13 protein-coding genes are annotated in these 14,978 nt (G+C 42.1%); 5 read left to right on the top strand and 8 right to left on the bottom strand.

Going from position 1 to position 14,978, the window contains the following annotated elements; genetic code table 11:
• Positions 1–205: 205 nt before the first annotated feature.
• From BJP34_RS31495 to BJP34_RS31485, 3 genes are all read right to left on the bottom strand, one after another.
• Positions 206–1,078, bottom strand: coding sequence for a class I SAM-dependent methyltransferase (locus BJP34_RS31495; RefSeq protein WP_229424117.1), 873 nt, complete (start codon positions 1,076–1,078; stop codon positions 206–208).
• 129 nt (positions 1,079–1,207) lie between these two features.
• Positions 1,208–1,708 (bottom strand): EF-hand domain-containing protein, encoded by a 501-nt coding sequence (locus tag BJP34_RS31490; protein ID WP_149031277.1) that lies wholly within the window; start codon positions 1,706–1,708, stop codon positions 1,208–1,210.
• 1,067 nt (positions 1,709–2,775) lie between these two features.
• Positions 2,776–4,062 (bottom strand): Glu/Leu/Phe/Val family dehydrogenase, encoded by a 1,287-nt coding sequence (locus BJP34_RS31485; RefSeq protein WP_070395745.1) that lies wholly within the window; start codon positions 4,060–4,062, stop codon positions 2,776–2,778.
• Positions 4,063–4,204: 142 nt separating this feature from the next.
• Here BJP34_RS31485 and BJP34_RS31480 point away from each other — a divergent pair, with 142 nt between their 5' ends.
• The gene (locus BJP34_RS31480; RefSeq protein WP_070395744.1) at positions 4,205–4,795 is read left to right on the top strand and encodes a DUF4126 domain-containing protein; all 591 of its coding nucleotides are present in this window, start codon (positions 4,205–4,207) and stop codon (positions 4,793–4,795) included.
• 144 nt (positions 4,796–4,939) lie between these two features.
• Here the strand turns inward: BJP34_RS31480 and BJP34_RS31475 are convergent, their stop codons facing one another.
• The 3 genes from BJP34_RS31475 to egtD all read right to left on the bottom strand — a co-directional run bounded on the left by BJP34_RS31475 (position 4,940) and on the right by egtD (position 8,153).
• A complete protein-coding gene (locus BJP34_RS31475; RefSeq protein ID WP_070395743.1) occupies positions 4,940–5,164 on the bottom strand; it encodes a DUF433 domain-containing protein in 225 nt (74 codons plus the stop codon).
• 130 nt (positions 5,165–5,294) lie between these two features.
• Entirely contained in the window at positions 5,295–6,659 is a 1,365-nt protein-coding gene (gene ovoA, locus BJP34_RS31470) for a 5-histidylcysteine sulfoxide synthase (protein ID WP_070395742.1), read from the bottom strand.
• 462 nt (positions 6,660–7,121) lie between these two features.
• Positions 7,122–8,153, bottom strand: coding sequence for an L-histidine N(alpha)-methyltransferase (gene egtD / locus BJP34_RS31465; RefSeq protein ID WP_070395741.1), 1,032 nt, complete (start codon positions 8,151–8,153; stop codon positions 7,122–7,124).
• Between the two features lie 455 nt (positions 8,154–8,608).
• Here egtD and BJP34_RS31460 point away from each other — a divergent pair, with 455 nt between their 5' ends.
• Both BJP34_RS31460 and BJP34_RS31455 read left to right on the top strand, forming a co-directional pair.
• Positions 8,609–9,442 carry a class I SAM-dependent methyltransferase gene (locus tag BJP34_RS31460; protein WP_070395740.1) on the top strand — a complete coding sequence of 278 codons (834 nt, stop codon included), beginning with the start codon at positions 8,609–8,611 and terminating at the stop codon, positions 9,440–9,442.
• 65 nt (positions 9,443–9,507) lie between these two features.
• Complete coding sequence (locus BJP34_RS31455; RefSeq protein ID WP_070395739.1) at positions 9,508–10,866, top strand: hypothetical protein; 1,359 nt, start codon at positions 9,508–9,510, stop codon at positions 10,864–10,866.
• A gap of 132 nt (positions 10,867–10,998) precedes the next feature.
• Here BJP34_RS31455 and hemH read toward each other — a convergent pair whose 3' ends face one another.
• Positions 10,999–12,162, bottom strand: coding sequence for a ferrochelatase (hemH, locus tag BJP34_RS31450; protein ID WP_070395738.1), 1,164 nt, complete (start codon positions 12,160–12,162; stop codon positions 10,999–11,001).
• A 107-nt stretch (positions 12,163–12,269) separates the two neighbouring features.
• Between hemH and BJP34_RS31445 the strand changes: the two genes are divergently transcribed.
• Positions 12,270–12,896, top strand: a complete 627-nt coding sequence (locus tag BJP34_RS31445; RefSeq protein ID WP_070395737.1) for a class I SAM-dependent methyltransferase — start codon at positions 12,270–12,272, stop codon at positions 12,894–12,896.
• A gap of 423 nt (positions 12,897–13,319) precedes the next feature.
• Here BJP34_RS31445 and msrP read toward each other — a convergent pair whose 3' ends face one another.
• Positions 13,320–14,309, bottom strand: coding sequence for a protein-methionine-sulfoxide reductase catalytic subunit MsrP (gene msrP, locus BJP34_RS31440; RefSeq protein WP_070395736.1), 990 nt, complete (start codon positions 14,307–14,309; stop codon positions 13,320–13,322).
• Between the two features lie 283 nt (positions 14,310–14,592).
• Between msrP and BJP34_RS31435 the strand changes: the two genes are divergently transcribed.
• Positions 14,593–14,967 (top strand): hypothetical protein, encoded by a 375-nt coding sequence (locus BJP34_RS31435; protein WP_070395735.1) that lies wholly within the window; start codon positions 14,593–14,595, stop codon positions 14,965–14,967.
• Positions 14,968–14,978 lie beyond the last annotated feature (11 nt).

The raw sequence follows: 14,978 nt of genomic DNA, 5'->3' as shown, positions 1-14,978 counted from the left end.
ATATAATCTTAAGGGAATCATCTTCAACTAATACTGTACTTCATAACTGCGTTAAACGCGCTTATTTAACGGGTGCATCTACTAAAAGTTGTTTGACTCGGTGGTGCGTTACGGGCAGCAACCTAACTGTGGCTACCGATAAAATCCTCGGTTCCCCTAACGCACCCTACGCACTGTACCTTATTAATGCGATCAACGCGCTTCTTTAACTTCCGATGTCTAGAGTAAGCGCAAAAACAAATGAATCCGCGAGTATAGATTCGGCAACAGCAGGATTAATCCCCAACGGTTGCAAGCAAGTTAGTTGGTCTAATACATTGAGCATACTATACCGCTGAAGCTGAAACCCTTGCTCCGTTAAAAACTGCCTAACCTGATCGAAATTGTCAAAGATAGTATCTGTGTCTGAGGTGGCTGTCATCCCTCTGACTGTCTGGCTGAATTTTTGTAAACCTGGGCTATTTCCTCGGATCCTACTCAAATCTTCTTTTGTCTTTAAATCAGGGGTGATCCACACACCACCATAAACCTGAAGCAACTCCCGGACATTAGCAAATAACCGCTGTTTTTGATGTAACGTTAGGTACAGCAGTAGTCCCTCACATATTACAGTAATGGGCTTTTGGGAATCTAGATAATCTACATCGAGAGGGAATTGGCTGGGTTGACTAGTGGCATCAATCCCAACAAAGTGCAAGTTTGAGCGTACGCCAACTAGCTGTTTCACCAGTTGCTGTTTGCGTGTTATCATCCCTGGCAAATCACTCTCGATAAACGTTGTAGAAGGGTTACCAGACATTACCATGCCCCGTGGCAGCAAGCCGGAGGCTAGTTCAAGGATTTGAGTTGTTTGAAATTGAGCCATCACTTGATTGATAGCTTTATACCGACTTTCAAATAAAACGGCTACTTCAAAGGATTTATCGGACTGTTGTTTTTGTAACTGCTCCACGAAAGCTTGAGCATTAACCAATTGTGCCAATTCTTGGGAATAAGGAATATCGGTAAACTGTCTGGCATAAGCCACTAGTAAAGCTGTGGGACTGATTTTGTCGAAGGAACTAGTTGGCACCTGCATGATTATGAATTGGGAATTGGAAATTTAGGGAGTAGTAAAAATGGGAAAATTGCTTTAGCCAAGCTAACAGCTAACATCTAAAAGGGAGGTGCATCTCATTTTTTTTCATTGAGATGCACCCAGTTATATCTACCCTTGACCAAAGATAAAATTACCAGGTGCTTCTGGATCTTCACTACAGAAGAATTGATCAACTAACTCGATATGTTTTTCTTTAGTAATGGAGTCATCCTCATTGAAATTGAGCCGTTTAAATACCTCATTAGCCAAATTTTCATCATGTCCACTGGTGCGATAAAACTGTCTGTATTCCTTCAAATCCAGTTGGTCATCCCCATTACTATCAAATACGCTAAAGACGAAACCGGCGATGCCCCGTATTTCCGCTTCATAAACGCCTTGGTCTTTAAGGATATTCTCGATATATGTCAGCCATTCCTCCAAAGATATCCTATTGTCACGATTGGTGTCTGCAAACTTTTGCATACTATCCCAACGAGACATTAACTTCGATTGCAAAGAATTGTAGTTGGGTGAGCCAGGTTCCCAGCCGCCAACCTGAGAGTAGGTTTCTAGAAACCGCTCAAAATCCGCTTGCTCAATGGGGAGCATGTCAAATTCGTAGAACAAATGTACTAAAACGACTGATAACTGGTACTCAAGCCCGGAAAACACTATAGTTCAAGAGTTTGTACTTCAAGTGTTTTTACAAAATTGACCTGCTCCCCAAGCTTAAACCCATGAGGGGGCTATAGATAATGTACAAATATTCATCCAGGACTAGCTCCCCCTATTACCTATTACCTATTACCTATTACCTTCCCCTCCTGGTCGGGGTTAGGGGTGGGTTCCCATTACCTATTACCTTAGTACAAATGTTCTGCAAAAGTGACATGCTCCCTGCTCAATGAAACCGTTATTGTCGGCGTCATACATTTTAAACAATCTTGGTAATTTTTGCTTCTGAAATTCAGTTAACATAATTAATTTATCCAGGGAGTACTAAATTCAGGTTTACACTAAGTTTATACTAAGATAACTAGTCGCACAGAATTAATACACCGTTGGTTACAGCAACAGCTCATGGTCAGGGTAAAAACAGCTAATCTAGCCTTGGTGACAAGTTCATAAACAATACTCTTTGTCAAGTCTTTTTGATATTTTTTAATCAAATCCCCAAAGTCTTGCTGTGATTTGTATTTGGGGATTTGCCTTTCTCTACCAGAGGGAAAATTAACCTTTGATCGTTGTCTGTAAAAGTTGGCGATATGCTCTGCTGGGCTGTATGCGATCGCTAACTAAATAACGGCCTTCCTAAACTTATAAAATTATCAAACCTTAGAATTAGCAAATCATTAGATATTTGATCATGATTTGTCACTAGATTGGTGATAAGTTTTTATGATATATTTGGAAATGCTATAGTAAATGTGGCGTAGGGTAGGTTAGGAACCCGCTCACCCTGATTTTATTAGTAGCCAGTGTTGGGACATTCCTGCCGGAAATGAAACGGGCAAGATGCCCGTTCCACGCCTGATGCCCCTTCCACACCAAGATGCCCATTCCACCAAGATGCCGGTTCCACCAAGATGCCCGTTCCACCCACAGGATCAAACTGGTAGAACTGACGGCTGATAGCTGATAGCTGATAGCTGAATACTTACAAAGTACTTCACCCAATTAAGAACTGTAATATGTCAAGTTTTACAATAATAATCTCTAGTTCCTTTAGCATCCAGGGAGTCTCCCAGGCGATTCAAAGCATGAACATAAGCAGCTGTGCGCATGGAAACTGCTAGTTCCTGAGAAAGTGACCAAATTGTTTCGGTTTCTTCCACCATTTTCTCTTTGAGACGCTGATGGACTTCATCAAGCTTCCAATAATGTCCACTGCGGTTTTGTAACCATTCAAAATAGCTAACAGTGACCCCTCCAGCATTAACCAATATGTCAGGAAAAACATAGATACCTTTTTCTTCCAAACGATTGTCAGCGGTAGAGGTTACTGGTCCATTGGCGACTTCAAAGATATAGTTAGCCTTGATATTATCAACGTTTTCTTCAGTGATTTGATTTTCCAAAGCAGCGGGAATCAAGACATCCACATCTAAGCCTAAAAGGTCTTGATTAGTAATGACTTCATGCTCAACAATATTGCAAACGCTACCTCGACAGTAAACGGCTTTAATGCCTTGACTCGATGTTTTGTATTGGCGAATACTGGGAATATCTAAGCCTTTTTTGGCATAAATACCCCCTTGAGAATCACTGACAGCCACAACTTTATAACCAGCTTTAGCTAAAAGTTGCGCTATCACAGCACCAGCATTACCAAATCCTTGCACGGCTACGGTGGTATTTTGAGGGACCTGGTCAAATTTGGGCAAAATGGATTCAATCACAAAAAACGCGCCAGTAGCGGTAGCGGTATCGCGACCAATACTTCCTCCCAAGGCCAAGGGTTTACCTGTGACGACCCCTGGACTGATTTGACGGCGAATGACGCTGTATTGATCCATCATCCAACCCATAATCATGGAGTTGGTGTAAACGTCGGGAGCGAGAATGTCAATATCAGGCCCAATGAAATCTGCGATCGCATCGATGTAACCACGACTTAAGCGTTCCAACTCCAGCTTCGATAAGGCTTTAGGATTTAGAGTAATTCCCCCTTTGCCACCGCCGAAGGGCAAATTTAAGGTAGCACATTTAAAGGTCATCCAAAAGGCTAAGGATTGGACTTCATCTAAACAAACATTGGGATGGTAGCGCACTCCCCCTTTTGCTGGTCCCCTGGTGGTGTCATAGCGAACCCGATAGCCCTGAAACATCTGTAACGAGCCATCATCCATGCGGACTGGGATGGAAACGCTCAAACTAGATTTGGGATATTTTAAGCGTGCGATCGCATCTTCGGAAATTGACACATATTTCAGTGATTTATGCAATCGTTTACTGGCATCAGCAAATAATGACTCAGACATGGTCTTATTTCTCCAGCTAACAGTATTTACCATTTACCCAGTCGTAGTTATTTAATTTAATCACAGAAAAAGTGTATATTTTGTTACATTATGCTAAGCTTTACTGGTTTAGACTAAACCTCTTGCCAAACTCACGACGCTCATGATTGCACTCCTCGCCGCCCTCTCAGCTTCCGCTGCGGCAGGAATGAGAATTGCCCTGCCCCTGTTGGTAATTGGTTTGCTCCACAGTGACCAACTCTGGTCGAAGGTACCGTTACTCTCACAGATTCATCCCCCAGTCTTGCTGACTATCTTGACAACTTGGTCATTGGTGGAGCTATTTGCCTCCAAAAATCTATTAGGACAGCGAGTCTTGCAAATAGTTCAGCTAGTCTTGAGTCCTCTAGTGGGAGCAATTCTTGGTATTGCTGTGACTCAGTTTGCTGAAGAACTAACGGGATTTGTCTGGGTAGTCGGTATTGTCGGCGGCTTATTAGCCTTTGTACTCCAGTTAGTTCAAGTGGGATGGTTCTACCGTTTGCGTGGCTTACCTCTGTGGGTAGTGTTTCTTCAGGATTTTCTGTGCGTAGTTTTGATAATTTTGGCTTTTGATGCTCCTGAACAAGGAGGATTAATCGCTTTACTGCTACTGTGGCTAGCCATTCGCAGTGCTAAGCATTGGTATCGTTGGTATTTTCGAGGTAAGCGTTCCCGTATCAGTGATCAAAGCCATGACCACAATCCTGACTGAAGGGAATAACCTTTAGGCGAGAATTCCTCCGGTATACTCGTGATTGCTAAGGGTCCGTAGGGAGAGCCGTTTTTAGGTTTTTGTTGTTATCAAATGGCAAGAGTTTGATAATGCGATCTGAAAGATTTTCGTCCAAAATAAGTTTCACAAAGATACCACGAATAACTTTTTATCACCCTCTGCTGCAAAAGCAAGACAGGCTTTGATATCTTCGGAGGTTAGTTCAGAAAAATCTTCTAGAATTTCTGCTTCTGTCATTCCCCCGGCCAGATATTCTAAAATGTCGTAGACGGTAATGCGCATGCCTCTGATGCAGGGTTTACCACTGCGTTTACCAGGCTCGATGGTGATGATGTGGCGATAGTCCATAGTTTCTTAGTCTTGTGTTATTTAACTCAATCTCAAAAGAAGTCCCACAGGTCCGGCGTTGATAGCTAATAGCACCTCAAGTAGCCCCTCAAGTAGCGCATATGCTTACACCTTTTTTTACAACAAAAAGCTATGAAGCAGCAATTCTAAACCCAGCATGTTGGTAGAAGTAGGGACGGAACCAGTTACGATAGAATGTGGATGCCTCTGTTCCAGTAGTCACCCAAGCACCACCAAGCATCATGTTATGTTGGGTATCAAAGAAGGGAGCAGAATAATCTTCATAGAGCCGATGGGGCTTGAATCCTGGTAGCGGCTTGAAGTCATCACTCAGCCACTCCCATACATTCCCCCGCAAGTCATAGAGTCCAGCAGGACTTTTAGCGGTTTCTAACATACCCACTGGGCTAGGTGAGCCAAACTTGAGATTTAGATTGTAATCCTGTATCGCAAAGGGGTCTTGCTGGAAATTTGTGTTACTTTTATCAGGCTCAGCAGTGGCAAGATTCCACTCCGCTTCACTCATCAAACGAATCCCTTGCCCCTTCCAACGACAGTAAGCCATGGCTTCATGGTGATTCACTTCAACGGGCCAATCGAGAGGAAGGTCAATCTCGTCAAACATGGCTCGATAGTTGTAGCCACAGTTGTAGCCAGCATTAGTAGGTATCCAGAATTTAGGGTGCTTGATATTATAGGTTGTCTTCCACGTCCAGGATTCTTTATCCCAGTAATCTAGATTATCGTAGCCATTATCATTTAAAAACTCCAGAAATTCTCCATTGGTAATCAGATACTGACTGGCGAAAAACGGTTTAACTTCTACCGAACGATTGCCATATTCACTATCCCAGCCATAGGTAGGATAATCTTCTGGTTTACCAAGTTCTATCGAACCCCCAGAAACTTGGAGCATTTCATTCTTGGAAACCTTGCCATTAGAAACAGCATAATTCCAGCTCTCAGGACGTTCAAGCCGCTCTACAGGCAGTTGTCGGATCAGCATCGAAGAGGTTTCAAAGTGCGTGCGACTGTGTTCAATTCCCATCATCAGCGCCCAAAGAGGATGATTTTGATGAATTGGCAGATTCAGAGGAGTCTTTTCGATAGTTTCTATAACCACCCCATACACTTGATCTCGATAGCGCCAAACCTCTTCCACTGTCGGCCAGTGGATATCTTTGGTTGCTTGATCGAGTTCTTCAGGAGTTTCCGGGTCTACACCAATCTCAAACAGGATTTCATAGTTAGGATTAATGGGTTTATCCAATAACCCAACCCCAAGGAATTTATTGATGTAGAAAACAGCCGAGTGACCCAAATAGAAAATCAGACGGTTTCTTAAGGGGTCGGGACTGATATAGAATGTTTCTTCCCCAACCAGACTTTTCATCAGAACATCTTCGAGTTCCCATGAATTCTTAAAGTAATTGATAATGGTTTCGCGACTACAGGTGTCAAGGCGAGGGAATTGAGTAGATTCGAGAGTATCCATGGTTTGAGTTTCAAATACTATTCTTAAACTTAGGGGTGTCTATATTCAGCGGTCAGCAGTCAGCGGTCAGTGGTCAGTGGTCAGCCATCAGCCGTCAGCCGTCAGCTAAAAGCTCACGCTGTCTTGATGCAGTCGCTCATGGGGGAAACCACGCCAGTTGCTCATGGGGGGAACCCCCAAGACCGCACTGGCTCCCCAAGACCGCGCTGCATCGCTACTTGAGGTGCCGTCAGCTTATTTTCTTCAAAACCTGTTCGGTGTAGCTTGGCCACAGGCCTTTGGCTGATATAGCACTACGCATTAAGGTGTTTGACATTTATAAAAGCTTAAAAGCTAATGCACGTCAACTTTTGCCTCTTGCCTCTTGCCTCTTGCCTTGCGCATAGCGCTATAGCTCAGAGCTGAGAGCTCAGAGCTGATAGCTGATAGCTGATAGCTGATAGCTGATAGCTTACACGTCGATTACAAACCCTGTATCTGACACAGGAGTAAACCAAACCATTGTTTGGTATCAGTCCAAGCCTGAACTGTGTTTAGTCCCCGACCTTTGAGATAGTGCTGCATTTGCTCCAAATTGAATTTGCGAGAAATTTCTGTAAGCATGCTTTCTCCTGCTTGGAACTCAACCGTTAAATCCAAGCTAGCTAAGCGCACAACATGGGTTTCCTGGCAATGTAAATACATCTCAATCTGATGTTCCGATTGATTATAAATCGCCTGATGGGTAAAGCGATCGAGGTCAAAATTTCCTTGGAAACGCCAGTTCAGATGTGCTAGCATATTCAGGTTAAATGCCCCAGTCACCCCCTGACTATCATTATAGGCAGCTTCCAGAATCTCCTTGGGTTTTTGTAAGTCAATGCCCAGCAAAAAGTAATCTCCTGGTGCTAGTAAAGCTATCATTTTATCAAAAAAGCGATCGCACTGTTCAGGAGCAAAATTCCCCAAGCTACTACCCAAAAAGAAAACCATCCGCTTAGGTAATGGTGTTGGAGTTAATTGGCTAAGAGCCTGTTCATAGGTTCCCACCTGACCCTGAACCTTTAACTTGGGATAATCCAGCAACAGCTGCTTGGCACTCTCTTCAAGAATCTCCCCACTGACATCAATAGGAACATAGCGCAAGGGATATCCCTGATTTTCATAGGCATCCAACAACAAGCGAGTCTTGGTAGAGCTGCCACTACCCAGCTCCACCAATTCGCAAGCTCCCGTAAATTGGGCTACTTCTACAGCATACTGTTGTAATATTTCTGCCTCTGTGCGGGTGGGATAATATTCCGGTAACTCGCAGATTTGCTCAAATAATTGGGAGCCTTTTTGATCGTAAAAGTAACGAGGTGGCAAAGATTTCGGCGTTTGGGTTAATCCTCGAATGATATCTTTGCCATCATCTGTTGCAGTAGGCAGGTTGGCACTCCCGAGATAGTTAATTCCTAGGCGATCCTCACTGAATCTCAGATTCTCTGTGGTCTCTTGAAAAGTGGTTGACATAATACTCTTTTAAATTTAGTTTTCCAAAAACAGTTTTCCAAAAACAGTACATTTATACTGCTTAAGACATGAGCTGATTAGCACCGGTTAAGAGTACCATAATTTTTACCAGTTTTGAATAGCTATTACTTTGGACAGCGAACCCAGGGAGCTATACTTTGTGGATTGTTGCTAAGGGCAGGGCAAACCCATCTAAAATTAATCTAAATTATTTTGACAAATAAGTTATAGTGTGATATAAAGTTATCCAAGTTAACTTGAGCACCAAATATGAGATAATGAATTCATCACTAATTTTTAGAAGTTGAGTTGTCTGACAAATGAAAAACGGCGTCTTAATCCAAAGCGCGAGTGGGTGAAACCCCCGTAAGACATAACCGAAGGATGGGGGATACTGGTCTTGATGCACTTAAAATTAGATAGATTAATCACGAAAACTTAAAATCGTAACAGCCATGAAACAAAACAGTGACAATCTCAATCCTTCTCAAGACTACTATCAAAAAAGTAATCTATATCTAGACTCTTGGTTTAAAGTTACTTTGATAGATTACGAAGAGCTTGTTAATAATCATCGTTTTTTACAAATAATCGATTCATTGGGAAGTGATACAATCAAACTTCTCGATATAGGTTGTGGAACAGGATTTTTCCCTGATTTATTAGATAAAAAAATTGATAGTGAACTCAAGCTATCATCTGATTTGCTAGATGTTTCAGACTATTGTCTGAATCAATGTAGTTCAGTGTTTAATCAATTAAAACACTTTCAGGCAAATCAAAGGTTATTATCTTCTACAGAAACTATTGAAACAGCAATTCCAAAAAGTAGTTACTACGATCTTATTTGGGCAATTCATTCTTTTTATACTGTAAACATTAATAAAATTCAGGATATCCTACAGCATATTAAGACATTGCTCAAACCCAGTGGTATTTTTTTGATGTATCAAGCAAGTTCAGATTCTTGTTACAATCAATTATATAATTTTTATATAGAAAATTACGAACAGCCGAATAACTCTCAAAGATTTATAACAGCAGAAGATATCCAAAAAGCCTTAGATGTAATTCAAGTAAAGTATGATGTAATTAATTTTTATTATAATCATGAAATTGATTGTAAAGATCGAGATTTGCTAGAAGTTTATTTAAAAAAATGTATTCTTAATAGTTCGGTTGATGTACTTTCCTTATTTCAAGAAAAAATAGTAGAGTATTTGAAGCCAGAAACTAATCAATTTAGCTTTAAGCAAAAAACAAAGTTGATCAGTTTTAAAAAACCATAATTCACTATTGGATTGTCCATAAAACTCTTAGATTGTGCAAAAAATTAGTTGCCAAAGTGAAAATCATGAAAATTGAAACCATTAAAATTAATCAATTAACCATTCACGAGCATCATTTGGAAATTATCTATGGTGCAGATAACTTCAACTTTTCAACGAAAGTTTTTTACCATGATGTATCCTTCAGTTTACTGGCCAGCAAATATTCTCAAGCAGTAATTAATCAAATCGCTGCTTATATTGCCTTATTCGAGGGCATGAAACTGTGTTCACTATTTCCCAAATACTATGATATTAACCTTGTCGCTGAAAATTTAAGTCAGCCAGTGTTAGAGCTATTTACTAAGATCTATCAAGGAGCCTTTGGTCAACATTGGTATGAAAACAATATAACCGACTACCCTGGTCCTGAACTTATCTATTCACAAGGTAGCTTAAGCAACAGCAAACCTACCTCTATATTTGGCGATAATTCTACTGTACTTGCAGGCTGTGGTGGTGGTAAAGATAGTATTGTAGCCCTGAAAATGCTACAAGAAGCAGATGTTCCATTTGCTTCCATGCAATACTCCCACAGTGTTTATGGCAAAGCCGATATCCAACACAATTTAATTTCGGGAGTCCTAGAATACGTCACCCCCATTAAAAAGCATAAAATTTCTATCTACGATGACTTTATTGACTATCCCTTTCTTCAGCTATATTTCCCAGACAATTCAGGAATTATCGTTCCAGAAACTCCTGTCTCTATCTTTGAATCCTTACCTCTAATGCTGAATGAGGGATACAAGTACTTGGCATTAGCCCATGAAAAAAGTGCCAATACTGGTAATTTATTCTGGGAAAAACTAGGTAAAGAAGTCAACCATCAATGGGGGAAAGGCTACGAAGCCGAAAAAGAGTTGAATGAATTCATTCAAGAAAATATCTTATCTAATTTATCGTATTTCAGTATTTTGCAGCCCATCTATGACTTCCGCATCTTCAAAAATCTAGCCAAATATCCCGAGGTGCTGCCTAAAATCCACTCCTGCAATATTCAAAAACCTTGGTGCAAGAAATGTCCAAAGTGTGCTTATGTATGGCTAGGTTTGATGGCTGTCTTCGAGCCAGCATCTGTAGATGCAGTCTTTGGCTCCAATTTGTTTGATGATGATGACTTACTCCCTATTTTCAGAGAAATGATCGGACTAGCTGAACATACACCCTTTGAATGTATTGGTGAAATAGATGAAAGTCGATTAGCAATGAAACAGTGTTTAGAAAAAGGTTTGTCTGGCAAAGCACTAGAGATATTCAAACATGAAGTTTTAGTAGACAGTTCAATTGATTGGCAAAAACTTGAACAAAAGTATGACCGAGTATATGACACGGAACATGCTATTCCCGATTGGATATTTAGTAAGATTAGAGGGCAACTTTAAGTTGAAAAGCCAAGGAGCAACTCATCAGACCAACTCCTATTGAGAGCAGTCGAGGGGGACGATTACTTGCCCCCCTCCCAATTAGATCTGATAGATCTAGACGTGCCCGTTTCGGTTCTAACCTGAAGAAATTTACAACAACCCAGCAAAATGTAGCGGTCCAGTACCACTAATCAACTCCAACAGTAAAGCAATAAAACCAATCATAGCCAGACGACCATTCCAAACTTCTGCTGCTGTAGTCATGCCCCACTCCCAGCGCTCGGGAGGGTAAATTTTGACTGTCTCTGGGGGACGAATGACCTCGGAGAGTTCACGGCTGGGTGATTCGAGAGCCTCAACTACCAAATTGGTCAAAGACTCAATAAATAGGGGATGGGTATTGAGGGCTGGTACCCGCTCAAAGTGCTTAATCCCTGATTCTTCTGCTATTTCTCGATACTCGATGTCGATTTCTTGGAGGGTTTCGATATGTTCTGAGACAAAACTAATCGGGACTACCAGCAAATCTTGAGTATTGTTAGCTCCGAGTTCTTGCAACGCATCCTCGGTATAGGGTTGAAGCCATTCTACCGGACCAACCCGACTTTGATAGGCCAGAGTATGGGGATTGGGGCGGTTGAGGGTTTTCATAATTAAGGAAGTGCAATCCTCAATTTCTCGCTGGTAGGGGTCTCCAGCTTCTGTGACATAGCTGATCGGTACACCGTGAGCACTGAAGAAGATATGAACTTGATCGGGATTAGAAAACTTATCGAGTTCCTGAGCAATTAAGTCAGCCATGGCTTGGAGGTATTGTGGCTGCTGGTACCAGGAGGGAATGACTGTGTGTTCAATCTTGCTCAGGTCTGGGTCTTCTGTCCACAGATTTTCTAGCAGACGGAAGCTAGAACCACTGGTGCTGATGGAAAATTGGGGATAAAGCGGTAGAATAACTAAGCGTTCGATCCCATCGGCTTTGATGGTTGCGATCGCTTCTTCTGTGAAAGGATGCCAGTAACGCATTCCTACATATACACTGACCTCTTGCCCTTTTGTTTGCAAATGTTCCTGGAGGGCTTCGGCCTGGGCGTCTGTAATCTTCCGTAGAGGGGAACCACCACCAATTTGCTTGTAGTTCTCCTGGGAGATCTTAGCACGCTTAGTGGAGATTAGCCAAGCCAGGGGTTTTTGCAGCCACGGAAAAGGCAGGCGAATAATTTCCGGGTCAGAAAACAGGTTGAATAGAAAGGGACGAACATCCTTTAACTGATCTGGCCCACCTAGATTAAGCAATAATACCCCAACACGACCCATAGTTAACACAGCTTCCCATAACTTTTATATTTGTTACTGATTTTAACAATATATTTTTTAACTTAAATTTGCAACAAGAAACACAGATCTTTACTAAGGAGTGAGTAGTGGCAACAGTTCTTAGAGCTTGGAGTTATCAGTACCAATGGCTGTATGATAGTATTTCTCGGATCGCGGCTTTGAGCGTGGGTGGAGAGAGACGATTCCGCCAGCTACCGTTACAGGGCTTAACAATTCATTCAGGAACCAAAGTGCTAGATCTCTGTTGCGGCAGTGGTCAGGCCACCCAGTTCTTGGTGGAATTGTCTGAGCATGTTACAGGCTTAGATATTTCGCCACTATCCCTAGAGCGAGCACAACGGAATGTTCCCCAAGCCAACTATGTAGAGGGCTTGGCTGAACAGATGCCCTTTCCAGATGCTCAATTTGATCTAGTTCACACCAGTGCAGCACTCCATGAAATGACCCCTGAGGTGTTGCAGCAGATTATTCAGGAGGTTCACCGGGTGCTTAAACCAGGAGGAGTGTTTACCCTAGTGGATTTGCACAAGCCAACTAATGTTTTGTTTTGGCCAGGGTTAGCGGTATTTATGTGGTTGTTTGAGACCGAGACAGCTTGGCAATTACTGGAGACTGACTTGCTCAAGGAGCTTGAGCAAGTGGGGTTTAAGGTATGCGATCGCTCTTTGCACGCAGGTGGTAGTTTACAGGTTATTCAGGTCACGAAAGCTTAAAGGCCATCGATATATAGCCTTTCTCAAATAGGTGAGGTACCTCGGTTTTAGGGAGTAGGGAGTAGGGAGTAGGGAACAGGAAACTTGGGAACAGGGAACTTGGGAACAGGGAACAGAACTATTTCTTAACCTTTACTTCGGCTGCTATAACTGATTAATCAAATTAATCAAAACTTTGATTTAGAAAGCATCATTATTTATCATGCGCTTTCTAGAACCTTCAACCAAACAACCTACCCAAAGGGAATGCCAAGGGCGAACAAGCTTAAATCTTAAACCTTCAACCTTCAACCTTCAACCTTCAACCTACTGGATCAGGGACGCCTACGGTAACCAAAAAACCTTGGCCAAAGGCCACGCATGCGCGTTCAACCAAACAACCTACCCTACACCTAACCCCAAAGGCGAACAACCAAATAACCTTCAACTATACAGCCCACCTACATATTCCCCATAACCGTTGTAAAGTAGGGTGGGTCGTCTGTCCCAGGATAAGTTGGGACCGCTACTGATGAATTTTTCTGTAGCTTGGGACCATCTGGGGTGAGGCTTATCGGGGTTAACATTTCCATCAAAGTCATATTCATAGGAATTGATAGTATTCCAATAGGTAGCTGGCTGGTTAGCTAAAAACTCGACTTTGACTATAGATTTTGCTCCTTTAAAACCATATTTCCAGGGCACTACCATGCGAATAGGAGCACCATGCTGTTTGGGTAATAGATGACCGTAAATACCAATAGCAAAAAATGCTAGTTCGTTAGCCATTTCCTCAACACTTAGACCTTCCGTATAAGGCCAAGGTAAGGAACCAAGGTGTATACCTGGACCAGTAGTAATTTTGCGGTCATAATAGGAGGTAAATCGCACAAATTTAGCCTCTGAAGTAGGTTCTACTGCTTTCATCAGCGCTTTCATGGGAAATCCGATCCAGGGTAGCACCATTGACCACGCCTCTACACAGCGGAAGCGATAGATCCGCTCTTCGATGGGAAATTTAGTTTGCAGATCATCCAGGTCATAGGTTTGGGGATTTTTAACTAATCCAGTCACCTCTAGCTTCCAGTCTTTGGTTGGTAAATTTTGGGCTGCTGGCCAGATCGATTTACTGCCGCCAAACTCATAAAAATTGTTGTACTGTCCAGCGAGCTGCTCATCAGTGATGGGTCTGTCAACACTGGCAAAAGCTGGATTGGTTGCTAAGGATTTGAACTTGGGTTGATTTAGGGTTTCCGAAAGAGCTTTGTCTGAGGCAGAAGAGGAAGCTTGACAACCAAGAATTGAGAGCATTCCAGTGCCTAGGCTAGCACCAACTAAATTTTTGAGAAAGCGACGTCGGTTAGAATAAGCCGTTTCTGAGGTGACTTGTTGCTCTGGCAGTTCCCAGGACTTTGGTACACGAATGATGGTCATAAAATAAGTGATATTGTTGAGGGTGAGCGTTTAGCAGTCAGCCTAAACAGGCTAGTCGAGCTTATAGCTGGCAAGGGTAGCTTTTTAAGTAGCACCTTGACTGATAGCGCCAGTTAAAAGATTCAGTTATGCTTGTGCCAAGTCTAGTTAATAACTATAGTTAAAATTACTACCGCTTATTTTTTTTTCTAAGGATGTATTCGGATGCCAGATTAATGTCAAGACTACTAAAATAAAAATAAATAAATAAAATAAGGTAAATAAAAAAACCAGGAGAAAGCTGATGATCCGTAAAACACTAGTTATAGTAGGAATCGGCTGGATAGTTGTGGGATTGGTACCTCTTGCCTATGCTCAGTCAGGAGCGCAGTCTAGTGAGCCAAGGGATTCAGTAACCCTGTCTGGTGACACCCTCCGCCAAGTTAATGGTCGCACGGTCTCAGACGATTATGGCACCTTTTTCCCAACATCACTAGAGCTGGAGGAAACGGAAGACTTAGGTAACAATTTACAGCGTAAGTTCAAGGTTGGCTCAAGTGACAATGTAGACATCGTTTTTGGGGATACCATCCAGCAAGAAGAACTTAATGTGTTTCCTCAATCCTCAACTACTCGCAATACTCAAAAAGTCCAGTTGGCGGTTCCACTAAGAGAATAAAGGTTGAGTAC

This window comes from Moorena producens PAL-8-15-08-1 (genome assembly GCF_001767235.1).
GTDB lineage: Bacteria > Cyanobacteriota > Cyanobacteriia > Cyanobacteriales > Coleofasciculaceae > Moorena > Moorena producens_A.
Note: the sequence above shows the minus strand (reverse complement) of the source record. Positions and strands in the feature narration are given on the sequence as shown.